We start from the raw sequence: 26,358 nt of genomic DNA on the forward strand, positions 1-26,358 counted from the left end.
CGTTTCAATTTCTCAATCATAAAACTTTTTTTCTATTTTAAAAAAAGGAGCTTCTGGGTCGCTCTTTTTTTAAAAGAAAAAATAGTTTTTTTCAATCGAAGATTTTCATTTCTATCTGGGCTAATCTCTTGCCTCAAAGATATCAAATATTTTCCTATGGTTAATTTTATCTCTTTCAGAAGGGTTTATAATTGCTTACGCTAATTTTTTTTCATACAATAGACGATAGAGAAGGATATGGTTTTGGATTTTAACCGAATTTTACGTGCAACATTAAGTTTTTTGAAAGTACTTCTATAATCATTTATTTATGATTAACTTAATGAAAGTTGGTGGGTCAATTTGTATTTTTACCAAAATTGAGCCAAATAATGAAATTATTTTTCAAAGTAAAACCCAAATTAACTCCAGCTGGATTATTAACTAATTTTTTTGATGAAAGTCAGTTTTGGCGCGAGAAGGAAGATGATTTAGAGCCTTTAGTGGAGTTAATTCGGTTAATCCGCCCTTTGAAAACTAAAAATCTGGAAAGTATTGATTTACAAGAAATCCTTTCTTTTTTAAAGGACAATTATGGTATTCGAAAACAGTTCTCCATTTACATCAAAGAAATTTTAAAAGATAAAAAGTTCAATAAGATTCTTTCGGATGCAGCTATTTTGCAAGATGTTGATTTTGTTTTTGAAGTTAAAAAAAGGATTTTCGCTAAATTTTTGCCATATCAGCCACAAAAAAATACATTAGAATATATTCTCAATCAGGTTTTTTATCGAGACGATGACACGATTTGGATTAATAGAATACCCTCACAACAATTAGAAGAGTTGTATGGTCTTTTAAAATTCAAATCTATTTATGAAAGTACGGAACCCAATTCAGTTTTGTCAGAATTGTTATTTGGAATGCACTTAATTACACAGCGAATTAGCGGTCGTGCCATGGAAACGGATGTTATCAAAATGGTACCGGAATTTGATGATTATGAAAGTCCTTTCTCGGCTTTTGAAAAGGAATTATTTCAAATTGAAGACAAAATTAAAAATTATGAAAAGCATTTTATCAAGTCGAATGATTTATCGTATGCGCAACTATTGGTTTTGCATAAGCAATGTGAAGAGTTTGTTGATAAAGCATTTCACAACACTTCAAAATATGGAATTTCACTTCGGGTAAACCAAAATTTATTAAAAATCAGGCAACAATTAGAACGGTTAAAATTTTTAATTCCGCTTTTACTTGTAGATAAAGAGAACGATAAAAAGAGCAACGGAATAGCATTGGCGTTGCACTTAATTAAATACAATTGCTATAAAAATAATGTTCGAAAATTTATTAGTGAAAGTACCCAACTGATTTCTTATGAAATAACGCAACATACGGCTAAAACAGGAGAACATTATATTACGGAAAGCCGAAAGGAGTATTTTAAAATGTTCCGGACAGCACTTGGTGGAGGATTTATTGTTGGAATAATGTGTGTCATTAAAGTCTTGCTTTCTAAAGCTGATACGAGTTTTTTTGGACATGCTTTTCTTTATAGCATGAACTATGCTTTTGGATTTATTGCGATTTATTTGTTGGGTTTTACATTGGCTACAAAGCAACCCGCCATGACTGCTTCGGCTTTGATAAAAGCGTTGGAGGAAGGAGTAATAAAACAAGGTAAAGATGCCGAAAAATATAGAGCTTTTGCTATCCTTTTTGCACGCGTTTTTCGCTCTCAGTTTATAGCATTTGTAGGAAATGTGATTATGGCATTTCCGGTTTCGTTACTTGGTGTTTGGCTGATTGATTATACGCTGCATTATAATATTACTGCGACTAAATGGGAATCGTTACTGATTGATTTAAGTCCGATACATTCCTTAGCGATTCTTCATGCAGCTATTGCCGGAGTATTTTTGTTTTTATCCGGAATTATTTCGGGAAGTATTGCTAATAGGGATAAACACAATCAGGTTTTTTTCAGGATAACGGAACATCCTTTGCTGAAAAGAAGTTTAGGAAAAGACAGGACGATTAAATTAGCAAAACTATATGAGAAAAGATGGGCAGGAATTGTTTCTAATTTTTGGTTTGGTATATTCATGGGAAGTACAGCATCTATTGGTTTGTTTTTAGGGCTGAATCTGGATATTCGACATATTACTTTTGGTAGTGGAAATCTGGCCTTGGCATTATACGGCGCAAATTATGCTGTGAGTGACTCGATGTTATTTTGGGGTGTTTTTGGAATTGGTATTATTGGTTTGGTTAACTTTATGGTAAGTTTTAGCCTGTCATTAGGTCTGGCATTTCGTTCGAGAGCCATTTCATTATTTGAGTTGCGCTTTGTCACGATTTCCATTTGGAATCATTTCAAATCATGTCCATTCAGTTTTTTCTTTCCTACCGAAAAGAAAAACAAATCGGTAGTAGTCGAGAATTATTTAAGTACCGAAGAACAAAAATAATTTTGGGATATAGTAAACCATTCGAAAAATAGGATTGGGTATACAATTAGTTTAATATGCAGGAATTAATTCCAAATAGAAAAATCATACATGTTGACATGGATGCCTTTTATGCTTCGGTGGAGCAGATGGACAACCCGTTGTTGAGAGGAAAGCCTATTGCTGTAGGAGGTTCTGAAAACCGTGGCGTTGTTGCGGCGGCGAGTTATGAGGCTAGAAAATTTGGTGTTCGGAGTGCTATAAGTGGTGTAATGGCCAAGAAAAATTGCCCCGAACTCATTTTTGTAAGACCCCGATTTGATAGATACAAAGAGATTTCAACTAAGATTCACAAAATTTTTCATGACTATACGGATTTGGTGGAACCATTGTCACTCGATGAGGCCTATTTAGATGTAACTAATAACAAAAAAGGGAATCCTAGCGCTACTTTATTGGCACAGGAAATAAGACAGCGCATTTTTAATGAAGTAGGTTTAACAGCTTCTGCTGGAATATCAGTCAATAAGTTTGTGGCTAAAATCGCCAGTGATTATAATAAACCCAACGGACAAAAAACGGTTAATCCTGATGAAGTTATTTCATTTCTGGAAGAATTACCCATTCGAAAATTTCATGGCGTTGGAAAAGTTACCACCGAAAAAATGTACCAACTTGGAATTTTTACCGGAGTAGAATTAAAAAGTAAATCATTGGAATTTTTAGAGAAACATTTCGGGAAGTCAGGAAATTTCTATTATAATGTTGTGAGAGGGATTCATAATAGTGAAGTGAAATCAAATCGAATTACAAAATCAGTTGCAGCAGAACACACTTTCGATGTTAATCTCTCTTCTGAAATTTATATGTTAGAACAGCTTGAAACTATTGCCGGTGCATTAGAAAGAAGGTTGAAGAAACACAATATCGCAGGAAAAACAGTCACTTTGAAAATAAAATACAGTGATTTCACGCAACAAACCCGAAGCAAAACTTTGCCTTATTTTATTTCTGATAAAGCATTAATAGTAGAAGTAGTAAAAGAACTGTTGTATCAAGAACGGATGAAAGATTCCGTTCGGCTACTTGGGATTTCATTAAGTAATTTAAATACAGAAGAGAAGAAATTTGTTGTAGTGCAGTTAAAATTTGATTTTTAATTAATAATAGACACGTTCAACAATGGTTAAAGTCTAAAATTTGTAGTTTTGTTTTTATAAATAAATTTACATTTGGTTTTTAATACAAAATATCATGAGTAATTTTCAGGAATATGATGGAGCTATTGCCAAGTATCACAGTTGCTTGAACGTAAAAAAACTACCCGTTTTTTCTTGGGATTTCCATCACGAATTTTTACAGGAACTAAAGAATTCTTTTCTGGATTTGGATAAACTCAACTCTATTGCTGTTCAAAATAAATGGGATTGTGATAACTTGGATTTAAAAATAAGACTCAATGAGGAAGTGTTAATTGTAACGGATATTAAACTGACTATTGTTTTTGCTTCGCATAATATAGTAAAAATGAGTGGCTATGAGTCTGCTGAAGTTTTGGGTAAAAGTCCTAAGATGTTTCAAGGTGAGGGAACTAGCTTGGTTACTTCGAATGAAATCCGGAATGCTATAGCGCTTCAAGAACCTTTTGAGAAAACAGTCATGAATTATAAAAAGAATGGAGAGCGATATACTTGTTTGATAAAAGGATTTCCTATTTTCAACTTGAAAGGACAGTTAAGCCACTACATAGCTTTTGAGAAAGCAGCATAAAACGAAAAAACCTCTCTAAAAATTAGAAAGGTTTTCTCATTATTAAAATATCTTAGAATAGGCTTAGTTTTTACTGTTCAATTTAGATAACAATCTTAAAAATTCTATATACAACCAAACCAGTGTAATCATTAATCCCATGGCGCCATACCATTCCATATATTTTGGCATTTTTTGTTCCACTCCTTTTTCTATTCGGTCAAAATCCAAAAATAGATTTAAAGCAGCAATAACTATCACAAAAACACTGATTCCGATGCTCATCATCGAGTTGCCATAATGAACAGGTACAAAGCTGGTAAACATAGAAAATAACCAAGATATCAGATAATAGGTCGCAATGGCAAGTGTAGCTGCCACAACAACGGATTTGAACTGTTCTGTTACTTTTACGATTTTATATTTATACAATCCTAAGCAAACCATGAACGTTACAAAAGTTGCCCCAACGGCCTGAATCACAATCCCGGGATACATGGCTTCAAATATTGCCGAAATTCCACCTATGAATAATCCTTCGAATAAGGCATATCCAGGAGCTAGATACGGAGAATATTGTGGTTTGAAAGCTGAAATCACGACAAGAATAAGTCCTACAATTGCACCGCCAATTGCCGGAACCATTGGATTCATACCATTAAAAGCCAACCACCAAATTACCATGGCTGAAGCCGTAAGAAGTAAAAATAGAATTAGACTCTTGTTGATTGTCCCTGACAAAGTCATTTCTTGATTGTAATCAATTAGAGTTGCTTGGTGTACTTCGTCTTTTCTGGATACCGCTGACGAAAAAGATTTATTATTTAAAAATGGATTTTTCGAATTGAAACTCATAATTAGTACGATTTTTTTGTTCCTCAAATATAAATTTTATTTTACAGAAGAATGTTTAATTGTTCTTAATTTTTTTCGAATGAAAAATAGATATGTTTTTGGTTGTTTTTGAAAAATTAATCAAAAAAAATCCGTCCAGTTTGATAACAGGACGGATTTAATATATTCAAATAATTGAAATTATTCTATTTCAGAAACTCTCAAGGTGTTTACCATTCCTTTATCTTTTATAGGCATTGCTGCTAAATTGATAAGAAAATCTCCTTTTTGTACAAAACCTTTTTGTTTTACGATTTCGTTAATGTCAGTTACCGTATCATCAGTACTTACTGTTTTTTCATAGAAAAAAGATTTCACACCCCATAATAAATTCAGTTGTGTAAGGATTCTTTTATTAGATGTAAAAACTAAAATATGTGAATTTGGTCTCCAAGCTGAAATTTGGAAAGCAGTATAACCACTATTAGTCAAGGTACAAATTGCTTTTGCTTTGATAACATTAGCCATAGTTGCAGCGTGATGACAGATCGTTTTTGTAATAAAACGTTTTGTTTTTATCTGTGGTGTATTTTGTGGTACTTGAATCAGCGGAGAATCCTCAACTGCTTCAATGATTTGAGTCATTTTTTGGATTACTTGAACTGGATAATTTCCAGTGGCAGTTTCTCCAGAAAGCATTACAGCATCTGCACCATCCATAACTGAGTTTGCAACATCATTCACCTCTGCACGTGTTGGCGTAAGGCTAGTGATCATTGTTTCCATCATTTGTGTAGCAACGATAACTGGGATACGAGCTGTTTTAGCTCTGCGAATTAATTCTTTTTGAACTAAAGGCACCTCATGTGCAGGAAGTTCAACTCCTAAATCTCCACGAGCAACCATCAAGGCATCGCAATATGCAACAATTTTGTCAATATTTTCTAATGCTTCCGGCATTTCTATTTTGGCAATAATTGGAATTTTATATTCTGAATGTTCTGCAATTAATTCCTGTAAGTCTTGTAAATCTCTCGGTGTTTTTACAAATGATAAAGCAATCCAATCCACATTTTGCCCAATTGCAAAAATAGCATCAGCAATATCTTTCTCTGTCATTGCAGGAAGAGATATTTTTGTGTTTGGTAGATTTACTCCTTTTTTAGATTTCAATTCACCACCTTGAATTACTCTTGCTATAACTTCTGATTTTTTATCAGTCTCAACGATTTCGAAAATAAGTTTTCCATCATCAAGCAAAATTCTTTCTCCTGGATTTACATCATTTGGAAAGTTTTGGTATTTCATGAATACCTTTTTTGCAGTCCCAAGGATATCTTCGGCTGTAGTAAATGTAATTAAGTCTCCATCATGTACAACAACTCCTTCTTCCATAACTCCTACACGAAGCTTAGGTCCTTGTAAATCTCCTAGGATTGCAGTAGTGTAGCCAAATTCTTCGTTTAGGCCTCGTATCAGATTTATTTTTTCTTTTACATCTTCGTAGTCAGCATGTGAAAAATTCACTCTAAACACATTTACACCTGCATCAATCATGTCTTTAATGATTTCTCTTGTACTACATGCAGGCCCAAGTGTGGCTACAATTTTGGTTTTTTTGTTTGTAAGCATTGGTATTAAAAAATTAAATTGTTTTTTGATTTGATTTGATTTGTATCTACGGTATAAAGTGCAGATATGCTATCGATTTTGTTTAATATAGTCTGTATTGTTGATACGCTCGTTGTATCTTCAATATTCTCTATTTTTAAGAAATAATCTACTTTTTTAAACTCAGGAAGTAAAAAGACTTTTGTTGCCACTTCCATTGTAACATTTGAAAATAAATTTTGGTTAATTCCTTTTTTATATTGAATAACCTCATTTTTATTTTGAATCAAATTCCAAGTGATTGCTTTTTCATTATCATAATAATAAAATCTTGAAAAATTTGTTTCCCCTTCTTCTATATTAATCTGAATTTCATTCTTACTTTTACTTAGATTTATTGGCAATAATTGATTAATAAAAAAGGCCAATCTGTAGTCTTCTAATGAAGTATGAATAGCAATTAAATAGTAATCTATTTCGTCAAATTCTCCAAGATCCAGTTTGTGAATAGCCATTTCATGAAAAAATAAGTTGTAAATATAGTATTTCTATCGACGTTCTAACCTATCTAAATAAGATGTTTTTGTTAAATTGTCAACGAAAACGTTATAGGTTTAAGGAAATGATGTTATTTTCTCTCCATTTTTTCTTGAAATGCAAAATAAGCACGTTGGGACGCTTTCTCTTCTGCCTTCTTTTTTGAAGTCGCTCTTGCTTTTGCAATTACTTTATCATCGATGCTGAGTTTAACCCCAAACAAGCGTTGTCCATCTATTGCATTGTCCTCAAAAATATCATAATGAAATATTTTTTTCTCTTTTTGACACCATTCTATAATTAAGCTTTTATAACTAATTACTTTTCCTTCCAATCTGGCAATATCTACATAGGGAACGATAACTCTTTTTTGAATGAATTTCTCGCAATACACATATCCTCTGTCTAAATAGATTGCTCCGACTAGTGATTCAAAGATATTACCGTGTATGTTTTCGCCAAAATGTTGTAACGGCACTTTGCTTTCTATATATTGAACCAGATTTAAATCCTTTCCTAATTCGTTCAAGTGTTCTCTACTTACAATTTTTGAACGCATTTTAGTCAGATAACCTTCGTCACCGGCTGGTGCTTTGCTGAATAAATGAGCTGCAATTACAGAGCTTAACATGGCATCACCTAAAAATTCTAATCGTTCGTAGTTGATAGGGTTTCCTAGAACATCAAGTCGGTTAGAGGAGCGGTGTGTGAAGGCTTTTTTATAATAATCTAAATTGATTGGAGCGAAGCCCAAAATTTTTTGAATAGAATCAAAAAAAATCCCGTCTTCTAGAGAACGGGATTTCGAAAATATTTTTCTAATTATACGCATATAATTTAGATATCTAATTTTTTTACTAATACACAAGCATTGTGTCCTCCAAAACCAAAAGTATTACTCATAACAACATTCATTTCTCTTTTTTGAGGAACATTAAAAGTAAAGTTTAGTTTAGAATCAATGCTTTCATCATTAGTAAAATGATTTATCGTAGGTGGTACTATTCCGTGTTTCATAGAAAGAATCGAAGAAATAGTTTCAATTGCTCCGGCAGCACCAAGTAAATGACCTGTCATTGATTTTGTTGAATTCAGATTCATGGTATAAGCATGTTCGCCAAAAACATGTAATATAGCTTTAGATTCTGCCATGTCTCCAAGAGGAGTAGATGTTCCGTGCATGTTTACACCATCAACATCACTTGCCTGTAACCCTGCGTCTCTCAAGCAATTCAACATTACATTTTTAGCACCTAATCCTTCAGGATGTGGAGCAGTAATATGATGTGCATCTGCTGACATTCCGCCACCGCCAATTTCACAATAAATTTTTGCACCACGAGCTATAGCATGTTCATATTCTTCAAGGACAAGAGCACCAGCTCCTTCGCCTAGAATAAATCCATCTCTGTCTTTATCCATTGGTCTTGAGGCTGTTTTTGGATCGTCGTTTCTTGTAGATAAAGCATGCATGGCATTAAATCCACCCATTCCTGCGATAGTTACCGCAGCTTCAGAACCACCTGTAACCATAGCATCTGCATGACCTAATCGGATATAATTGAAAGCATCAATTATAGCATTTGTAGAAGAAGCACAAGCTGAAACAGTTGTGAAATTTGGCCCTCTAAAGCCATATTTTATTGAAATATGACCACCAGCTATATCGGCAATCATTTTAGGGATGAAGAAAGGATTGAATTTTGGGGTGCCGTCACCAGCAGCAAAATTAAGAACTTCTATTTGAAAAGTTTCTAATCCTCCAATTCCAGATCCCCATATTACACCCACTCTGTCTTTATCTAATTTTTCAAAATTGAAACCAGCATCGAGTACAGCTTCATCAGATGAAACCATAGCATATTGAGCGTAACGGTCCATTTTTCTCGCTTCTTTTCTGTCTAAAAAATCTTCAGCATTAAAATTTTTCAATTCGCATGCAAATTGAGTTTTAAATTTTGAAGCATCAAAATAAGTAATTGGTGCAGCTCCACTAACGCCGTTAATAAGGCCATTCCAATACGCTTCAATGTTATTTCCAATAGGAGTAAGAGCGCCTAAACCTGTTACAACAACTCGTCTTAATTCCATAAATTCTTTATTTTGTTATCTTTAAACAAATAAAACCCATGCTGTTACTGTATTATATAGTACAAATAGCGATGGGTAATACAATAAATATCTTTTGATTGAATTTCAATCTCGAATTTAATTTTAAAAAAAAATAATAACACCCGTTTACAGGATTGCAAACGGGTGTGTAATTTATTATTTTTTAGCTTCCTCGATGTAAGAGATTGCTTGACCTACAGTAGCGATGTTTTCTGCTTGATCATCTGGAATTTGAATGTCAAATTCTTTTTCGAATTCCATAATAAGCTCAACAGTGTCTAATGAGTCAGCTCCTAAATCATTAGTGAAGCTTGCTTCTGTTACAACTTCGTTTTCGTCAACACCTAATTTGTCTACGATAATCGCTTTTACTCTTGATGCAATGTCTGACATAATCTTTAATTTTAGAATTTAATTTGTTGGCAAAAATAAAAAACTTTATTTTAAAACAACTATTTAGTTAATAAATGTGACAACTAATTTATAAAATATATTTGACAAAGCCTTCGCAATGTTATTTAATTTCATTTTTTATGCCTTTTTTTGCATAATATAAAAGGGTTTAATTATGAAAAAAATAGTGATTTTCGCTTCTGGATCGGGGACTAATGCTGAAAACATCATCAAGTATTTTGCTGCAACAAAAATTGGAAGTGTTGAAGCGGTGTTTACAAATAACCCAAATGCTAAGGTGATTGAAAGAGCAAAGAAATATGAGATTCCAACGGAAGTTTTCTCTAGAATAGAATTATTAGAAAGTAAAATACTACAAAAAATTAATAATATAAAACCAGATTTGATTGTTCTGGCTGGTTTCTTGTTAAAATTTCCTGAGAATATCATCGAAGCCTATCCTAATAAAATAATAAATATTCATCCGGCCTTGTTGCCAAAGTATGGCGGAAAAGGGATGTATGGGATGCACATACATAGAGCAATTGTTGGGAATAAAGAAAGAGAAACGGGTATTACTATTCATTTTGTAAATGAAAATTATGACGAAGGAAATATTCTTTTTCAAAAAAATGTAGTTTTATCAGGAGACGAAACTCCAGAAGAAGTTGCTGAAAAAATTCATGAATTGGAGCAAAAATATTTTCCGAAAGTGATTGAAAAGCTGTTAAATCATAATTTATAATTTTGAATATTCACGACGTACATATATATACGGATGGCGCTGCAAAAGGTAACCCCGGTCCTGGCGGTTACGGAGTGGTTATGGAATGGGTAGGCAAACCGTATAAGAAAGAATTCTATGAAGGTTTTCGTCGAACGACTAATAATAGAATGGAATTGCTAGGGGTTATTGTCGGACTCGAAAAACTAAAAAATCCCAATACGAGAGTTTTAGTAGTTTCCGATTCTAAGTATGTGGTGGATTCAGTTGAAAAAAAATGGGTTTTAGGTTGGGAGAAAAAAGGGTTTATTGATAGGAAAAATTCCGACTTATGGAAACGTTTTTTAGTAGCCTATAGAAAACATAAAGTTGATTTCAAATGGATCAAAGGGCATAATAATCATGTTCAAAACGAAAGATGTGACGAGTTGGCAGTTATGGCTTCTATGCAAAAGCAGCTTTCAGTGGATGCTTTTTATGAAAGTACAAGTGAGTAAGTATTATATTTGAGTAATTGCTAATTCACTTTTTTTGTATTTATTCGAAATTAAATCTTTGTTTATTATGCTTTGGATAATTTTGACTAGCGCTTCAATTGTTCGGATTTTTGCATAGGGGCGATGGTAAATAATGCTCATTTCGCGAACCGGAATGGGCGCGTTAAAAAAACTGACTTGTTTTTTTCTTTCGGAGGAAAGGGTGTTGTAATACAATTCCGGAATTAAAGTTAATCCGCCAAATTCGTCGATCATATTCAGTAAAGTGTCAAAAGAACTCGCTTCCAATTTTAAATTTTCAACCATTTTATCTTTTTTCTTTAAAGAGCATAATTTAATGAATTGTTCTCTAAGGCAATGACCTTCTTCCAAAAGCCAGATTTTATGATTTCTAATTTCATCGGGTAAAATGTAGTTTTGCGTCGGATCAATATCGCCATAAACCATCAAAGTTTCATAAAATAAAACAATGTCCTCAATTTCGGTATCATTTAAAGGCGTTGCAACAATTCCCATATCGAGTTGCCCTTCTTTCAGCTGTTTTGTAATGGAACTAGTCGTTAATTCTGATATTTCCAGTTTTAAATCCGGATATTTTTCTAAAATAGGTTTTATGATTTTTGGCAGTAAAGAGTTTGCAATTGTCGGGATGATTCCGATTCTAATTTTTCCTCCAATTTTTCCATTAATCTTCTTGGCATTATCTTTCAAAAGCTGGCTGTGAAGCACTACTTTTTTTGCATTTTCAACAGTTTCCATTCCAATTTCGGTAGTCGCAGTTGGGTTTTTCTTTCGATCAAAAATAATTATTTCAAGCTCTTCCTCTAGTTTTTTGATCATTGTGCTTAATGTTGCTTGTGTAACATTGCAATATTCAGCAGCTTTTGTGAAATTTTTTAATCGATCTACGGCAATTATGTATTCTAATTGTTGGATATTCATATATATAGATGTTGTCTATGGCAAATATATAAAATTTCAGTTATGTCAATATAGTTTTTGTCGATATTTTTGCCTCAAAAAATAGATAAAAAATAATCTTATGAAACAAAAAGCACTCGTGTTATCATTAGCGATAGTCATAACTCAGCTAACATTTGGTCAAACCTTGACTACAAATTCTGGAGCTCCAGTAGGTGACAATCAAAATTCAAAAACAATAGGGCAAGACGGACAAGTCTTGTTAGAAGATATTCATTTGATTGAAAAATTAGCAGCGTTTGATCGGGAACGTATCCCGGAAAGAGTGGTTCATGCTCGAGGAGCTGGTGCTTTTGGAGAATTTGTTGCGGTTTCTGATTTTTCAGATGTTACTATGGCAGATTTTTTAAGTAAAGCGGGTAAAAAAACACCTTTACTGGTTCGTTTTTCAACTGTAACACACCAAGCGGGTTCTCCAGAAACGTACCGTGATCCTCGAGGTTTTGCTGTTAAATTTTATACTGAACAAGGGAATTATGATTTAGTAGGAAACAATTTGCCTGTTTTCTTTATTCGTGACGCAATGAAGTTTCCGGATATGGTTCATGCCTTTAAACCGTCCCCAATAACAAATGGCGCATCAGATCCGAATCGAGTATTCGATTTCTTTTCTAATATACCAGAATCAACGCATACACTAACTTGGCTATTTTCTGATTATGGAATCCCTGCAAATTTTCGCCAAATGGAAGGTAATGGAGTACATGCGTACAAATGGGTAAATGCAAAAGGCGAAGTTACCTACGTAAAATACAAATGGGTGCCGCAACAAGAAGTGCGTAATTTATCGCAAGCAGAAGCAAATGCAATTCAAGCTACACAAATTGAACATGCGACTTTGGATTTGCGTAATGAAATTGAAAAAGGGAATTTTCCAAAATGGGACTTGTATGTTCAAATGCTGAAAAAAGAAGATTTTATGGCTTTGGATTTCAATGCCGTTGATCCCACTAAAATTTGGCCTGAAAAAATTGCTAAACTGATCAAAGTAGGGACGATGACATTGAATCAAAATCCTACTGATTATTTTCAGCAAATAGAGCAAGCGGCTTTTTCGCCAGCAATTTTGGTTCCGGGAATTGAGCCTTCGGAAGATAAATTATTACAAGGGAGACTGTTCTCGTATTCGGATACACAACGCCATCGTTTAGGAGGGAATTTTCAACAAATTCCTGTAAACATGCCTAAAAACGCTGTGACTACTTATAATCAAAACGGATATATGTCGATGCGCCCTCAAATTGGGGATGTAAATTATCAGCCTTCTACAAATAAACCAGAAGTAAATGATGATGCGAAATTCAAATATTCAAAATCACAATTTACAAACGTAACAACTGCACAGGCAAAAATTTCGAAAACAAATGATTTTGCTCAAGCGGGAGATTTATACCGTTCTTTTTCCAAAAAAGATCAAGATGCGTTAATCTTTAATTTATCTGGTGCTCTGAAACAAGTTAAAAATAAAGTGATTGTTGCTAAAATGATTGCTCATTTTTATCAAGCGGATAGTGAATACGGAACGCGTTTAGCTAAAGAGCTTAAAATGGATCGTAAAAAAATAGAATCTTTAATGTTGCAATAGCAAAACTTAATACAGGAGCGTTTTTTTAACGCTCCTGTATTTATAATTTAAAAATATGAAAAAAATAATTTTCACCTTATTGATTTTGATTTCGGGGCTTTTGAATGCGCAAAACACAGCTATTTTTGAAGCGGCAAGAACGAATGATTTAAAAACGATTGAAAACTTTGTAAAGGAAGGAAAAGATATAAATACATTAAATCCCTCGGGTTGTAGTTTGCTTATTTTGTCCGTTTATAATAATAGTTATGAGGTTGCAGCATATTTGATTTCGCAAAAAGCGAATTTAGATATTCAGGATTCTTCGGGTAATTCAGCTTTGATGGGCGCTTGTTTCAAAGGGTATTCTGGATTAGCAGAATTGTTGTTGGTGCACAAAGCGAGTCCAGATTTGATAAATTATAATAATGCCAATGCTTTATTTTTTGCTGCAACTTTTGCACAGGTAAAATGTGTGGAAATTTTGTTGAAATATAAAATTAATACGCATCAAAAGGATATTTTTGGAAAAACGGCATTGGACTATGCAGTGAACCAAGAAAATGAGGCTACTATTTCCTTGTTAAAGTAAAGACATTTTGATTAGATATGTAGCGTGCAAATAATGAAATTTTTTATTATTTAAGATATAAATTATTAAAAAGCTAGCTGTTTAAATTAGCAAAACTTTACAATTGAGACCCGTTGCAATTTTACAACTTATAAACTATCTTTGCGCCTTAATTCGAAACTCATAAAATGAATAAATTATTAATTGTTGGAAGCGTTGCTTTTGATGCCATAGAAACGCCTTTTGGCAAAACTGATAAAATTTTAGGTGGAGCGGCACCGTATATAGGAATTTCGGCTTCTTTTTTTAATTTACAATCAGCAATAGTTTCTATAGTGGGTGATGATTTTCCACAAGAATATTTAGATTTATTGACGGAAAGAAATATTGACATTTCTGGAATTAAAGTAGTCGAAGGCGGAAAAACGTTCTTTTGGAGCGGTCGCTATCGCAACGATTTAAATTCAAGAGATACTTTGGTAACTGAGTTGAATGTTTTAGGTGATTTTCAACCCATTGTGCCTGAAAATTTTAAAAATGCGGACATAGTGATGTTGGGAAATTTGCATCCATTAGTACAAAGTAGTGTAATTGACCAAATGGAAATGAAACCAAAGTTGGTAGTGCTTGACACTATGAATTTTTGGATGGATTGTGCTTTGCCAGAATTGCTGGAAGTGATGAAGCGTGTTGATGTAATTACCATTAATGACGAAGAAGCAAGACAACTTTCGGGAGAATATTCTCTAGTGAAAGCGGCCGCTAAGATTCAGAATATGGGCCCTAAATACGTAGTAATTAAAAAAGGGGAGCATGGAGCACTTTTGTTTCATGATAAAGAAGTTTTCTTTGCGCCAGCTCTACCATTAGAAGAAGTTTTTGATCCAACAGGAGCAGGAGATACTTTTGCGGGAGGTTTTGCAGGATATTTAACACAAAGTGAAAATATCTCTTTCGAGAATATGAAAAACGCAATAATTCATGGTTCCAATTTGGCTTCATTTAGTGTGGAGAAATTTGGAACGGAGAGAATGATTGGTTTAGATAAAAAAGAAGTATTGTCCAGATTAAAACAATTCAAATCATTGACACAGTTTGATATAGAATTATAATGCATGGAAACCTCGGAAACGGGGTTTTTTGTTAAAAAAACATAAGGGATTAACATCTGGTTTGATTATTGTATAATAATGGCAACCGGTAAAATCTATTTTTCAGAATAACACAACAACAAACAACAACACAATGAGCGACGCTTTACAACACGAATGTGGAATAGCACTAGTTAGACTTCTCAAACCGCTTGAATTTTACAAAGAAAAATACGGAACTGCTTTTTACGGAATACAAAAAATGTATCTCCTTATGGAAAAGCAACACAATCGAGGGCAAGACGGAGCTGGTTTTGCAAGTATTAAAATGGATGTTGAACCTGGGGAGCGATATATAAGTCGCGTGCGATCCAATCATTCACAGCCCATTCAAGATGTATTTAAACAAATAAATGAAAGAATAAATGAGGAGATGGCAGCTCATCCTGAATATGCGGATGATGTTGCGCTTCAAAAAGAAAATATTCCTTACATAGGGGAGTTGTTTTTGGGACATGTACGTTACGGAACTTTTGGAAAAAACAGTATCGAAAGTGTTCATCCGTTTTTGCGTCAAAGCAATTGGATGCATCGAAATCTGATATTGGCCGGAAATTTCAATATGACCAATGTAAAAGAACTTTTTCAAAATTTAGTGGAACTGGGTCAGCATCCAAAAGAAATGGCGGATACGGTTACGGTTATGGAAAAAATTGGACATTTTCTAGACAAAGAAGTGATGCAATTGTATCAAGATTGTAAAGAAGAAGGTTTGTCTAAAAGAGAAGCATCTCCTGTTATTGCGGAACGTTTAGATATTGCTAAAATTTTGAGACGCTCTTCTAAGAATTTAGATGGAGGTTACGCTATGGCGGGACTTTTAGGACACGGAGATTCATTTGTATTTAGAGATCCTGCAGGAATACGTCCAGCTTATTTTTATCAAGATGATGAAGTAGTTGTTGTTGCTTCTGAAAGACCGGTTATTCAAACTGTTTTCAATGTACCTTTCGAAAAAGTACAAGAAATAGAGCCTGGAAATGCATTGATAATTAAGAAAAACGGAACTGTTTCAATGGAAGAAATCCTTCCTCCAACAGTTAAAAAAGCATGTTCTTTTGAACGTATTTATTTCTCCAGAGGAAGCGATGCTGAAATTTATCAGGAAAGAAAAAAATTAGGAAAATTGATTTTGCCTGCTGTTTTGGAAGCTATTGATGAAGATACGGATAATACGGTTTTCTCTTATATTCCAAATACTGCTGAAACATCCTTCTACGGATTAGTTGAAGCAGCCCAAGATTTCCTGAATCAAAGAAAGAACAATTACATTCTTGAAAACAGAAATACTTTAACTAAGGATTCTTTACAAGAATTACTTTCTGTAAAAATCCGTACGGAAAAAGTAGCGATTAAAGATGCGAAACTAAGAACATTTATTACGGAGGACAGCAGCCGTGATGACTTGGTAGCTCACGTTTATGATGTTACTTATGGTGTTATCAAACCAACAGACAATCTGGTAATTATTGATGACAGTATCGTGCGTGGAACTACGTTGAAAATGAGTATTATCAAAATGATGGACCGTTTGAATCCAAAACGTATTGTAATCGTTTCATCTGCGCCTCAAATTAGATATCCTGACTGTTATGGAATTGATATGGCTAAACTGGAAGGTTTGGTCGCATTTAGGGCAGCTTTAGAATTACTGAAAGAGAGGAACTTATATCACATTGTTGATGAAGTATATTTGAAATGTAAAGTACAGGAAAATTACATTGACAGTGATGTTGTAAATTATGTAACGGCAATCTATGAGCCATTTCAACCAGAAGAAGTTTCAAACAAAATTGCTGAAATGTTAAGCTCTCCTGAAATCAATGCTGAAGTGAAAATAATATTTCAAACCGTAGATGATTTACATATTGCTTGCCCTAAACACTTAGGGGATTGGTATTTCACTGGAGATTACCCTACACCTGGAGGAAATCGAGTGGTAAATCGAGCATTTATGAATTTTTATGAAGGAAAAGATGCGAGAGCATACTAGTAATAGGTGTAATCTAGTTATTAATCGGTTTTATAGGTTGTTCGTCTAATTTATTTGGTGGCAACCAAGAACTAGTATAAATTTGAATCACCATAACATTAGTAGGTTAAGTTTATGGTAGATTTGGGGCAAAAAAGGTGGAAGAAATTCCACCTTTTTTATGGAATAAAGTCAAGGTTTTTTTAGATAATACAAAAAAATAGACGAACAAACTTTCAAAAAGTCTATTCGTCTATAGTATAAAAAAGTCAGTTATCTTTAGGACTATTTCTCTAAAGCGTATCTTCTGGATACTTCTGTCCAGTTAATTACATTGAAAAAAGCTTCGATATAATCCGGTCTTCTGTTTTGATAATGCAAATAGTAGGCATGTTCCCAAACATCCATTCCTAAAATTGGAGTTCCACCACAACCAATACCTGGCATCAAAGGATTATCTTGGTTTGGAGTTCCGCAAACATCCACTTTTCCACCTTTATGAACACAAAGCCAAGCCCATCCAGAACCAAATTGAGTAGCTCCAGCTTTGCTGAACGATGCTTTAAATTCTTCAAAAGTTCCAAAAGCAGCTTCGATAGCAGCCAATAAATCTCCAGTTGGAAGTCCGCCACCGTTTGGAGTCATTACAGTCCAAAACAAGCTGTGGTTGTAAAAACCACCACCATTGTTACGAACAGCTGCATTTTTCATATCAAGATTAATCAAAATATTTTCAATTGTCTTACCTTCCATGTCCGTCCCAACAATAGCGGCATTAAGATTGGTAGTGTAAGCATTGTGATGTTTAGAATGGTGAATTTCCATTGTACGCGCATCAATATAAGGTTCTAATGCGTCATACGCATAAGGTAATTGAGGTAATTCAAAAGCCATAATTATGATTGTTAAGTGATTTATAAAAAATTTTATCAAATTTAGACATTTAACTTTGGAAACGGAAACTCTATTTTGTTATAATTTCATTAAATTAATTGATAGTGCGTTCTTTGGAATTGTAATAATCTTATTTTCAGTAGCTATTTCCTGCTTTCCGCTTCAATATTTTTATTTGTCGAAAGGGCAAATAAAAAAATTCCATTTCAAACGCAGTTCATTGAACCCCTATAAAAACAAAAGTTAAGTGAAGTAATTAGGGCTAAAAACGACTGTGATTGAAAATTGCCGTTCTGTTTTAAAATAAGTTTTAGGACCTAAATTTCCACATTACGATTGTGCCATTGCCATACAAATGATACTAATTTTAGCGCCAGGAATTTTCAATAAAGCACGGGAACAGACTTCTAATGTGGCTCCGGTTGTGATAACGTCATCAATTAAAAGAAAATGTTTGTGATGGTCTTTTTCGGTAAAAGAAACATCAAAAATAGTTTCAATTCCTTCCGTTCTTCCCAATAAATTTTTCTTGGATTGCGTTTTTGAATACACATTCCGAAACAATAGCGAATCATTATAATCTAAATTTAAACTGGAAGAAAGTGCTTTTCCAAAAGCGGTTACTTGATTATACCCTCTTTCTTTTAATTTTCTTGGATGCAAAGGAACTGGAATAATTTCATCTACAGATTGTAATAATTCGATTGTTTTCAAATCTTCAGCATACCATTCACCTAAAATTGTTCCTATTTCTTCGTGTCCTTTATATTTTAAATTATGGATGAGTTCTTGGACGATTCCTTTTTTATGAAAATAAAATAACGCAGAAGTGTGAATTACAGGAATTCTTCCGTAAAACTTTTTGAATGCATCATTCTCTGGATTCAAATGATGATTTGTCAATGGAATATCGTGTCTGCAAACGGTACAAATCACATTTTCATTTACTGCTAAAAAGGAACTGCAACCGGAACAGACTTTTGGAAAAAATAGATTTAGAATGCTTTCAAACATGTAATCAAGGATTTATTTATAAAAATAGACAAATCAGTGCTTCAATCTTTAACAATTTTCTTTTTTTTAAGTTCACTTTTTATATTTTTGCACTATTATGGCAAAACAAGAAGATTTATTTAAGAATGTAATTTCGCACGCAAAAGAATACGGATTTATTTTTCCGTCAAGCGAAATTTACGATGGTTTAAGTGCAGTCTATGATTATGCACAAAACGGAGTAGAGTTAAAAAAGAACATACGCGAATATTGGTGGAAGGCAATGGTTCAAATGAACGATAACATTGTTGGTCTTGACGCGGCAATATTAATGCATCCAACGACCTGGAAAGCATCCGGCCACGTAGATGCCTTCAATGATCCATTGATTGACAACAAAGATTCAAAAAGAAGATATAGAGCCGATGTTTTGATTGAAGATTATGCCGAAAAGCTAAATCAAAAAGCAATCAAGGAAATCGAAAAAGCGCGTGCTCGTTTTGGTGATGCTTTCAACGAACAGGAATTTGTGACTACAAATGCCCGTGTTATGGAGTACAAAGCCAAAGAGAGAGAAATTCTGGAAAGAATGGCGGGTTCGCTTGGTAACGAAGATTTGGAAGATGTAAAAGCTTTAATTGAAGAATTGGAAATTGCCTGTCCGGAATCAGGTTCAAGAAATTGGACGGAAGTACGTCAATTTAACTTGATGTTCGGAACAAAATTAGGAGCCTCAGCTGATACGGCAATGGATTTGTATTTACGTCCGGAAACGGCTCAAGGTATTTTTGTGAACTTTTTAAATGTGCAAAAATCAGGAAGAATGAAAGTTCCTTTTGGAATTGCACAAACAGGAAAAGCTTTTAGAAATGAGATTGTAGCAAGACAATTTATTTTCCGTATGCGTGAGTTTGAACAAATGGAAATGCAATTTTTTGTGCGTCCAGGCGATGAAATGAAATGGTACGAACATTGGAAAACCGCAAGACTAAACTGGCATTTATCGCTTGGTTTAGGAAGAGAGAATTATCGTTTTCACGATCATGAGAAATTAGCACATTATGCGAATGCAGCAGCTGATATTGAATTTAACTTTCCTTTTGGATTCAAAGAATTAGAAGGAATTCACTCTCGTACTGATTTTGATTTGAAAGCGCACGAACAGTTTTCAGGTAGAAAATTACAGTATTTTGATGCTGAATTGAATCAGAATTATGTTCCTTATGTAGTGGAAACTTCTGTAGGATTAGATAGAATGTTCTTAGCTGTTTTTGCAACTTCATTAAAAGAAGAAACATTAGAAGATGGTTCTACTAGAACAGTTCTAAAATTGCCAGCAGTTTTAGCGCCTACAAAAGCGGCAGTTTTACCGTTAATCAAAAGAGATGGATTACCGGAAATTTCCAAAAAAATCATAGATGATTTAAAATGGGATTTCAATGTAGCATACGATGAAAAGGATGCTGTGGGAAGACGTTATAGAAGACAGGATGCATTGGGAACTCCTTTTTGTATTACCGTAGATCATCAAACTATCGAGGATCAAACTGTAACGATTCGTCATAGAGATACAATGAAACAAGATCGTGTAAAAATCACAGATTTGAAATCGATTATTGAGAATGAAGTTTCGATGAAAAATTGGTTGATGAAAATGTAATTATTTTTTTGTTTAAATAAGAAAAGCTTTCCTAAACGGAGAGCTTTTTTATTTTGCATAGGATCGTAATTTTTTTAAAGCACAATTAAATAGAAAGAAAATAGTTATTAATTCCTTTTGTAGCAAGAATTTATGCGCTTTGTCGGATTTATTTGCGCTTCATCTTAATGTATCAACATTTGTTAAAAACATATTAACAAGATCTATTAAAAAATGGTTAAATGCTTATTTTTAGACTGTTAAATAAGGGTTTTTATGCGATATTTTATGCTTTTGTTTAATTAGTTTCCCAAAACTACCAATATTACTTAATAATTTGAAGTGCATTTTACTTTGGAAATCTGATGTCATGCCTAATAATTCCAGGAAAAGCCATTGATGAATTACTCGTACATTATTATTGACGATGATCAAGAAAGTGTTTCGAAAACGAAAGCCATTGCTGATAGTTTTTCGGAGCTTACTTTTGTGGCATCAGCAAATAATTATAAGGATGGCTTAAACCTTATTTTAGAACACACTCCTCAATTAGTTTTTCTTGAAATTGACCCTACTAATAAAGAAAGTAATTTATCGTTAATACTCATTAATGAGTTGTATCGGTATCTGAAAGTAGTCCCGAAGATTATTGTTACTACGACTAAGAAAGATTTGGCTTTTGAAGCTATTCAATATGAAGTGGCGGATTATTTATTAAAACCATTAGCACGTATTGATATTGTAAAATCAATTTTAAAATTGAACAAATCGAATATCACAGAAGAAGTCCTTTCGGAACAATCCCTAACTCTTGATGAAAAACCTATAGTTTCAGTTAGGCAAGAAACGCCAAATCAGGAGCAGCCTCTTATTCTGTGTATAAAATCCTATGGTGATTACAGGTATATTGATGCTAAAGATATTTGCTATTTCCAAGCGGATAATAATTCTACTGACATACACCTAAATAATGGTGAAATGATTACTGCTTTCAAAACATTGAAGCATTTCGAAGGGGTTTTGTCTTTTCCTTTTATCAGAATTCACAACAGCTATATTGTAAACCGAAATTATATTTCTAGAATTCATACAGGAAATACGATATGTTACATTAAAAATACCACTACAAAACTTCCTTTCTCCAAATCGTATAAGGCAAATATTGACCTTATTATTTCCGATTTCTCTAACGGTAATTACTTGGAAATCTAAAAAATAGTCATTTACCATAATTTGAGTATCATTCACTACCAAACGGCTGTATTCTACCATAAACGCCTTTTTTTGTAGGAAATTTTAAGAATGCTTATGTAGTTTTACCAAAGAATTTCCTGCAAAGGGAAGTAAAAAAGTAAAAAACATAACAACATAAAAATCCCCAAATTATGAAAAAAGCAATCTTAACAATCGGTTTATTCTCTTTAGTAATGATTTTAACATCATTCACGACACCAGAAACAAATAATAACACTGTAAAATCTGATACTACTCTTAATATAGTTGGAGGCACAGCAACAGGAGGAAATGTAAAAGTAGATATAGTTGGAGGCACAGCAACAGGAGGAAATGTAAAAGTAGATATAGTTGGAGGCACAGCAACAGGAGGAAATGTAAAAGTAGATATTGTTGGAGGTACGGCAACAGGAGGAAATGTAAAAGTGGACTAATACTTTAATTTTATTTTAAAATATTATTTAGGCTATCAATTATTTGGTAGCCTTTTTTATGTCAATAGATTTATTTTACTATTTTTGGTAAAATTCTTTAAAAACTATTGAAAAATAAATACTTCATATATATACTATTGTTTCTTTTATTCGGTTTTTTTGGTTGTTCCAAAAAAAATGCTGAAAACATTTCTGTAATTTCTTCTCAAGACAGTCTTTCATCTTATTTCTCATTAGCAAATGATTTCAATTTGCCTCGACAAAAAAGACAAGAATATAATTATAAAGCTTTTGATATCGTCATGAATCAGGAGAACGATTCGCTGAACCGTGTTAATCTATTTAAAGTTGCAAATCGGTATTATAACATAAACAGTTGGAAAGATTTTAATAAAACGGTTCATATTGTTTTAGAGAAGTCGGAAAGTGCGAAGGATACTTTAAACATAATTAAGGCTTACACATATTTAGGAGATTACTATGATTCTCAAGCAGTTTTAGACAGCGCTTTTCTATTTTATTATCAAGCAGAAAAAATGTATGTGAAACAGGGAGACAATTTTAATTTAGGTAAAATACTGATAAGCAAAGCTAATTTACAATATAAGGCAGGTGATTTTTTGGGGAGTGAAAAATCAGTTTTCAATGTGTTACGAATAATTAAAGGAGAAAAGCAAATAAATAATATTTTATATGATGCTTATAATCTTCTGGGAATAATATATGGAGAGCTAGGGGAATTTGAAAATGCAATTACCTATCATAATAAGGCATTAATAATCAGTGATGATGAAATAATACCTAAGGTATTTCAGTCAAAAGCTACGACTTATAATAATATCGGGTTTCTGTATTTAAATTCTAGAGACTACTTGCTTGCAAAAAGCTATTTTCAAAAAGGATTGGAACAAAAAAACTTAAAAATCCAAAAGCCATACGTTTATACCATGTTGTTAGATAACTTGGCCTATTCAAAATTTAAATTGAAAGATTCAGATAATCTCCCAGAATTATTTTATCAATCGTTAAAATTAAGGGATAGCCTTCAATTGACGACAGGGATTTTTATTAATAAAATCCATTTGTCCGAATATTTCGCTTCTAAAAAGGATGTAGTAAAGTCATTGCAATATTCTAAAGAAGCACTTTTGTTATCCCGAACGACCAATAATCCTCGTGATATTTTAGTGGCATTAAAACAATTGGGTATTATTGAGCCTGAAAAGGCATCTGTTTATTCAAAGGAATACATTCACATCAATGAAAATTTACAAAAAGCAGAGCGTAAAATGGGCGATAAATTCTCCCGAATAGAATATGAAACGGATCAGATAAAAGGAGAGAATACAAGCTTGGAAACCAAAAACAGGAATTTGTTATTTGGGTTTAGCGCTTTTACTATGTTGGGTCTTTTTTTATATATTATTAAAGCTCAAAAAACGAAGAATAGAGAGTTGTTGTTCAAACAAGAGCAACAAAAAGTCAATGAAGAAATCTATAATTTAATGATTTCCCAGCAAAGCACTATAGAAACGAATAGGGTTGTAGAGAAAAAAAGAGTTGCGCAAGAGTTGCATGATGGGGTATTGGGAAGAATGTTTGGAGTGCGAATGAACTTAGATGGTTTAAATAAATTCAACGATGAAATGGCCGTTAATCAAAGAAATAGTTATTTATCAGAGTTAAAAAATATAGAGCAGGATATTCGTGAAATTTCACATGATTTGAATAGAGAAAAATCAGAATTAATTAATAACTTCGTTGCGATTGTAAATAATTTATTTGAAGAACAAAAAAAGACATTTGAACCAAAATTAGTTACGATTATTGATCCAGCTATAAAATGGGAGTCGTTAAGTAATGCAGTCAAAATAAATTTATACCGAATTATTCAGGAGTCACTACAAAATATTAATAAGTATGCGAATGCCAATACTATTAAAGTCGATCTTAAGAAAAGAGGAGATGATTTATTTTTGTCAATAAAAGATGATGGAATTGGGTTTAATGTAAACAAGGCTAAAAGAGGTATTGGTATACAGAACATACAATCCCGAACAAAAGAATGTGATGGAACGGTAGAAATCAAATCAAATATAGGAGAAGGGACAACCATTACAATTACAGTCCCAATAGAACAGAAACAAATACTTACAGAGAAATGACAATTGCCTCAACTGAAAAGACAATGATTCAAAATAATATATTAATCGTTGATGATCACCCTTTTATTATTGAAGGGTATAAAAATGCGATAACAAGATATAATCCTAAGGAATTTGATTTTTTTATTAGTCAGGCTAAAGACTGTAAATCAGCATATGATTTGATTACAAATCCTGATACTTTAGCTTTTGACATCGCTTTTTTGGATATTAGCATGCCGCCTTATGAAGAAAAAGGTATTTATACTGGAGAGGATTTGGCTAAGTTGATTAATGAAACCATGCCTACTTGCAAAATCATTTTGCTGACTATGTATACTGAATTGTTAAAGATAAAAACGATTATAAGTACTATAAACCCAAATGGATTAGTAATAAAAAATGATTTGACATTTGATGAATTACTTTTTGCTTTTGATAAAGTCATAAATAATAAAATCTATTACAGTCAATCTGTTCAAAAAATGTTAGACTTGGCAGAAAAGGATACAATAGAGATTGATCAATTTGATAAACAAATTTTATTTCATTTGTCAAAAGGTACGAAGCTGAATGAGATTCCGCAATACATTCCAATATCTTTGGGCGCAATAGAAAGAAGAAAATTAAACCTAAAAGAATTACTAAAAATTGTAGATGGGAGCGATATTGATTTAATTCGCGAGGCAAAAAATCAAGGATTGCTTTTTTAGCTAGAATGTACTTTAAGCCAAAAACGACACTTTTCAGGTGTCGTTCCTTGTTTAATTTAGAGATTTCTATTCGCTCAAAGCATCCCAACCACGCGCTTTTAAAGCAATTTTTGTATTGGCACGAGTAACTAAATGAATGCCTTCACTTTCTTGTGTCATGTGACCAATAATCGTGAAATTTGGATTGCCTTTTATTTTTTCAAAGTCTTCCATAGCAATGGTGAAAAGCAATTCGTAATCTTCTCCCCCATTAATTGCAACAGTTGTACTGTCGATGTTGAATTCTTCACAAACATTAATAAATTGTGGATCGATTGGTAATTTGTCCTCATATAAATTACAACCCACTTTAGACTGCTTGCACAAATGCATAATCTCCGATGAGAGTCCATCAGAAATATCAATCATTGATGTTGGTTTTATTTCTAAAGCGTGCAATAAAGTACGAACATCTTTACGCGCTTCTGGCTTTAATTGACGTTCTATTAGGTAGGTATACGCATCTAAATCCGGTTGTGAATTTGGATTAACCTGAAAAACTTGCTTTTCTCTTTCCAAAACTTGCAACCCCATATAAGCAGCTCCAATATCGCCTGTAACCACTAATAAATCAGTTTCTTTGGCACCGTTTCTATAAACGATTTCTTCTTCATCAGCTTCGCCAAGAGCTGTTATACTGATGATTAATCCTTTTTGGGAAGAAGTGGTGTCGCCACCTATAACATCTACATTATATTCACGTGCTGCATGCGTTATTCCTGCAAATAATTCATCTAATGCTTCCAAAGGAAAACGGTTAGATACCGCAATGGAAACCGTGATTTGCGTTGGCTTTGCATTCATCGCACAAATGTCAGAAACATTGACTACGACAGCTTTATAACCCAAATGCTTTAAGGGCATATAAGCCAAATCGAAATGCACGCCTTCAATTAATAAATCAGTTGAAATGACTACTTTTTTGTCTTTGAAATCCAAAACAGCAGCGTCATCTCCAATTCCCTTTAATGTAGAAGGTTGATTTATTTCAAAGTTTTTTGTCAAATGGTCTATCAATCCAAATTCTCCTAATTGAGCAATACTTGTACGTTGTGGGGTTTTATCTTCAATCATTTTTTTTCATTGTTTTGAGGTTGCAAATATACAAAGAAATATTCGCCTTGATTTGTATCAAATTGTA

General features: G+C 33.2%; 24 protein-coding genes. 14 read left to right on the top strand and 10 right to left on the bottom strand.

The window, feature by feature from the left end; translation table 11 throughout:
* Positions 1-371 precede the first annotated feature (371 nt).
* The 3 genes from ACNQGG_RS09765 to ACNQGG_RS09775 all read left to right on the top strand — a co-directional run bounded on the left by ACNQGG_RS09765 (position 372) and on the right by ACNQGG_RS09775 (position 4,202).
* The gene (locus ACNQGG_RS09765) at positions 372-2,453 is read left to right on the top strand and encodes a recombinase (protein ID WP_417963470.1); all 2,082 of its coding nucleotides are present in this window, start codon (positions 372-374) and stop codon (positions 2,451-2,453) included.
* A gap of 56 nt (positions 2,454-2,509) precedes the next feature.
* Entirely contained in the window at positions 2,510-3,592 is a 1,083-nt protein-coding gene (gene dinB, locus ACNQGG_RS09770; protein ID WP_417963473.1) for a DNA polymerase IV, read from the top strand.
* Positions 3,593-3,686: 94 nt separating this feature from the next.
* Positions 3,687-4,202, top strand: a complete 516-nt coding sequence (locus ACNQGG_RS09775; protein WP_417963476.1) for a PAS domain-containing protein — start codon at positions 3,687-3,689, stop codon at positions 4,200-4,202.
* Positions 4,203-4,265: 63 nt separating this feature from the next.
* On the opposite strand, the gene ACNQGG_RS09780 is transcribed toward ACNQGG_RS09775, so the two are convergent.
* The 6 genes from ACNQGG_RS09780 to ACNQGG_RS09805 all read right to left on the bottom strand — a co-directional run bounded on the left by ACNQGG_RS09780 (position 4,266) and on the right by ACNQGG_RS09805 (position 9,668).
* On the bottom strand, positions 4,266-5,036 hold the full coding sequence (locus tag ACNQGG_RS09780) for a Bax inhibitor-1/YccA family protein (protein ID WP_417963477.1): 771 nt from the start codon (positions 5,034-5,036) through the stop codon (positions 4,266-4,268).
* 180 nt (positions 5,037-5,216) lie between these two features.
* Entirely contained in the window at positions 5,217-6,647 is a 1,431-nt protein-coding gene (gene pyk, locus ACNQGG_RS09785; RefSeq protein WP_417963479.1) for a pyruvate kinase, read from the bottom strand.
* A 5-nt stretch (positions 6,648-6,652) separates the two neighbouring features.
* A complete protein-coding gene (locus tag ACNQGG_RS09790) occupies positions 6,653-7,141 on the bottom strand; it encodes an IPExxxVDY family protein (protein ID WP_417963482.1) in 489 nt (162 codons plus the stop codon).
* A gap of 113 nt (positions 7,142-7,254) precedes the next feature.
* A complete protein-coding gene (locus tag ACNQGG_RS09795; protein ID WP_417963484.1) occupies positions 7,255-7,995 on the bottom strand; it encodes a ribonuclease III family protein in 741 nt (246 codons plus the stop codon).
* A 5-nt stretch (positions 7,996-8,000) separates the two neighbouring features.
* Positions 8,001-9,254, bottom strand: coding sequence for a beta-ketoacyl-ACP synthase II (gene fabF / locus ACNQGG_RS09800; protein WP_417963486.1), 1,254 nt, complete (start codon positions 9,252-9,254; stop codon positions 8,001-8,003).
* 177 nt (positions 9,255-9,431) lie between these two features.
* On the bottom strand, positions 9,432-9,668 hold the full coding sequence (locus ACNQGG_RS09805) for an acyl carrier protein (RefSeq protein WP_007137004.1): 237 nt from the start codon (positions 9,666-9,668) through the stop codon (positions 9,432-9,434).
* A 175-nt stretch (positions 9,669-9,843) separates the two neighbouring features.
* Between ACNQGG_RS09805 and purN the strand changes: the two genes are divergently transcribed.
* Together purN and rnhA are read left to right on the top strand one after the other, a co-directional pair.
* A complete protein-coding gene (gene purN, locus ACNQGG_RS09810; protein WP_417963489.1) occupies positions 9,844-10,413 on the top strand; it encodes a phosphoribosylglycinamide formyltransferase in 570 nt (189 codons plus the stop codon).
* 2 nt (positions 10,414-10,415) lie between these two features.
* Positions 10,416-10,889 (top strand): ribonuclease HI, encoded by a 474-nt coding sequence (gene rnhA, locus ACNQGG_RS09815; protein ID WP_417963492.1) that lies wholly within the window; start codon positions 10,416-10,418, stop codon positions 10,887-10,889.
* 3 nt (positions 10,890-10,892) lie between these two features.
* On the opposite strand, the gene ACNQGG_RS09820 is transcribed toward rnhA, so the two are convergent.
* On the bottom strand, positions 10,893-11,831 hold the full coding sequence (locus ACNQGG_RS09820) for a hydrogen peroxide-inducible genes activator (RefSeq protein WP_417963494.1): 939 nt from the start codon (positions 11,829-11,831) through the stop codon (positions 10,893-10,895).
* Positions 11,832-11,931: 100 nt separating this feature from the next.
* On the opposite strand from ACNQGG_RS09820, the gene ACNQGG_RS09825 reads away from it, so the two are divergent.
* The 4 genes from ACNQGG_RS09825 (at position 11,932) to ACNQGG_RS09840 (ending at position 17,149) form a co-directional block, all read left to right on the top strand.
* The gene (locus ACNQGG_RS09825) at positions 11,932-13,455 is read left to right on the top strand and encodes a catalase (RefSeq protein WP_417963496.1); all 1,524 of its coding nucleotides are present in this window, start codon (positions 11,932-11,934) and stop codon (positions 13,453-13,455) included.
* Between the two features lie 55 nt (positions 13,456-13,510).
* Positions 13,511-14,026, top strand: a complete 516-nt coding sequence (locus ACNQGG_RS09830) for an ankyrin repeat domain-containing protein (protein ID WP_417963498.1) — start codon at positions 13,511-13,513, stop codon at positions 14,024-14,026.
* A gap of 167 nt (positions 14,027-14,193) precedes the next feature.
* Entirely contained in the window at positions 14,194-15,117 is a 924-nt protein-coding gene (locus ACNQGG_RS09835; RefSeq protein WP_417963500.1) for a PfkB family carbohydrate kinase, read from the top strand.
* Between the two features lie 133 nt (positions 15,118-15,250).
* Positions 15,251-17,149: an amidophosphoribosyltransferase gene (locus ACNQGG_RS09840; protein ID WP_417963502.1), complete on the top strand. Its 1,899-nt coding sequence runs from the start codon at positions 15,251-15,253 to the stop codon at positions 17,147-17,149.
* 264 nt (positions 17,150-17,413) lie between these two features.
* Here ACNQGG_RS09840 and ACNQGG_RS09845 read toward each other — a convergent pair whose 3' ends face one another.
* Positions 17,414-18,022 (bottom strand): superoxide dismutase, encoded by a 609-nt coding sequence (locus ACNQGG_RS09845; protein ID WP_417963504.1) that lies wholly within the window; start codon positions 18,020-18,022, stop codon positions 17,414-17,416.
* A 330-nt stretch (positions 18,023-18,352) separates the two neighbouring features.
* A complete protein-coding gene (locus ACNQGG_RS09850) occupies positions 18,353-19,036 on the bottom strand; it encodes a ComF family protein (protein ID WP_417963506.1) in 684 nt (227 codons plus the stop codon).
* A gap of 97 nt (positions 19,037-19,133) precedes the next feature.
* Between ACNQGG_RS09850 and ACNQGG_RS09855 the strand changes: the two genes are divergently transcribed.
* From ACNQGG_RS09855 to ACNQGG_RS09875, 5 genes are all read left to right on the top strand, one after another.
* Positions 19,134-20,675, top strand: a complete 1,542-nt coding sequence (locus tag ACNQGG_RS09855) for a glycine--tRNA ligase (RefSeq protein WP_417963508.1) — start codon at positions 19,134-19,136, stop codon at positions 20,673-20,675.
* A gap of 378 nt (positions 20,676-21,053) precedes the next feature.
* A complete protein-coding gene (locus ACNQGG_RS09860; protein WP_417963510.1) occupies positions 21,054-21,866 on the top strand; it encodes a LytR/AlgR family response regulator transcription factor in 813 nt (270 codons plus the stop codon).
* Between the two features lie 173 nt (positions 21,867-22,039).
* Positions 22,040-22,321 (top strand): 3-oxoacyl-ACP reductase, encoded by a 282-nt coding sequence (locus tag ACNQGG_RS09865; protein ID WP_417963512.1) that lies wholly within the window; start codon positions 22,040-22,042, stop codon positions 22,319-22,321.
* A 107-nt stretch (positions 22,322-22,428) separates the two neighbouring features.
* A complete protein-coding gene (locus tag ACNQGG_RS09870) occupies positions 22,429-24,486 on the top strand; it encodes a tetratricopeptide repeat-containing sensor histidine kinase (protein ID WP_417963514.1) in 2,058 nt (685 codons plus the stop codon).
* A complete protein-coding gene (locus tag ACNQGG_RS09875; protein WP_417963516.1) occupies positions 24,483-25,178 on the top strand; it encodes a response regulator in 696 nt (231 codons plus the stop codon). Before ACNQGG_RS09870 ends, ACNQGG_RS09875 begins: the two co-directional genes overlap by 4 nt.
* Positions 25,179-25,244: 66 nt before the next feature.
* Here the strand turns inward: ACNQGG_RS09875 and thiL are convergent, their stop codons facing one another.
* Positions 25,245-26,291, bottom strand: a complete 1,047-nt coding sequence (gene thiL, locus ACNQGG_RS09880; RefSeq protein WP_417963518.1) for a thiamine-phosphate kinase — start codon at positions 26,289-26,291, stop codon at positions 25,245-25,247.
* Between the last annotated feature and the right edge of the window lie 67 nt (positions 26,292-26,358).

The organism is Flavobacterium esculini (genome assembly GCF_048284325.1).
GTDB lineage: Bacteria > Bacteroidota > Bacteroidia > Flavobacteriales > Flavobacteriaceae > Flavobacterium.

Bases quoted from the DNA above. Each gene is read 5' to 3' on its own strand.
- ACNQGG_RS09820 (WP_417963494.1), bottom strand. From the start codon at position 11,831: ATGAATATCCAACAATTAGAATACATAATTGCCGTAGATCGATTAAAA.
- ACNQGG_RS09805 (WP_007137004.1), bottom strand. From the start codon at position 9,668: ATGTCAGACATTGCATCAAGAGTAAAAGCGATTATCGTAGACAAATTA.
- purN (WP_417963489.1), top strand. From the start codon at position 9,844: ATGAAAAAAATAGTGATTTTCGCTTCTGGATCGGGGACTAATGCTGAA.
- ACNQGG_RS09855 (WP_417963508.1), top strand. From the start codon at position 19,134: ATGGCAAAACAAGAAGATTTATTTAAGAATGTAATTTCGCACGCAAAA.
- ACNQGG_RS09840 (WP_417963502.1), top strand. From the start codon at position 15,251: ATGAGCGACGCTTTACAACACGAATGTGGAATAGCACTAGTTAGACTT.
- ACNQGG_RS09860 (WP_417963510.1), top strand. From the start codon at position 21,054: ATGAATTACTCGTACATTATTATTGACGATGATCAAGAAAGTGTTTCG.
- ACNQGG_RS09795 (WP_417963484.1), bottom strand. From the start codon at position 7,995: ATGCGTATAATTAGAAAAATATTTTCGAAATCCCGTTCTCTAGAAGAC.
- ACNQGG_RS09830 (WP_417963498.1), top strand. From the start codon at position 13,511: ATGAAAAAAATAATTTTCACCTTATTGATTTTGATTTCGGGGCTTTTG.
- ACNQGG_RS09790 (WP_417963482.1), bottom strand. From the start codon at position 7,141: ATGGCTATTCACAAACTGGATCTTGGAGAATTTGACGAAATAGATTAC.
- ACNQGG_RS09875 (WP_417963516.1), top strand. From the start codon at position 24,483: ATGACAATTGCCTCAACTGAAAAGACAATGATTCAAAATAATATATTA.
- thiL (WP_417963518.1), bottom strand. From the start codon at position 26,291: ATGATTGAAGATAAAACCCCACAACGTACAAGTATTGCTCAATTAGGA.
- ACNQGG_RS09765 (WP_417963470.1), top strand. From the start codon at position 372: ATGAAATTATTTTTCAAAGTAAAACCCAAATTAACTCCAGCTGGATTA.
- ACNQGG_RS09775 (WP_417963476.1), top strand. From the start codon at position 3,687: ATGAGTAATTTTCAGGAATATGATGGAGCTATTGCCAAGTATCACAGT.
- ACNQGG_RS09845 (WP_417963504.1), bottom strand. From the start codon at position 18,022: ATGGCTTTTGAATTACCTCAATTACCTTATGCGTATGACGCATTAGAA.
- ACNQGG_RS09835 (WP_417963500.1), top strand. From the start codon at position 14,194: ATGAATAAATTATTAATTGTTGGAAGCGTTGCTTTTGATGCCATAGAA.
- pyk (WP_417963479.1), bottom strand. From the start codon at position 6,647: ATGCTTACAAACAAAAAAACCAAAATTGTAGCCACACTTGGGCCTGCA.
- dinB (WP_417963473.1), top strand. From the start codon at position 2,510: ATGCAGGAATTAATTCCAAATAGAAAAATCATACATGTTGACATGGAT.
- fabF (WP_417963486.1), bottom strand. From the start codon at position 9,254: ATGGAATTAAGACGAGTTGTTGTAACAGGTTTAGGCGCTCTTACTCCT.
- ACNQGG_RS09825 (WP_417963496.1), top strand. From the start codon at position 11,932: ATGAAACAAAAAGCACTCGTGTTATCATTAGCGATAGTCATAACTCAG.
- ACNQGG_RS09865 (WP_417963512.1), top strand. From the start codon at position 22,040: ATGAAAAAAGCAATCTTAACAATCGGTTTATTCTCTTTAGTAATGATT.
- ACNQGG_RS09850 (WP_417963506.1), bottom strand. From the start codon at position 19,036: ATGTTTGAAAGCATTCTAAATCTATTTTTTCCAAAAGTCTGTTCCGGT.
- ACNQGG_RS09780 (WP_417963477.1), bottom strand. From the start codon at position 5,036: ATGAGTTTCAATTCGAAAAATCCATTTTTAAATAATAAATCTTTTTCG.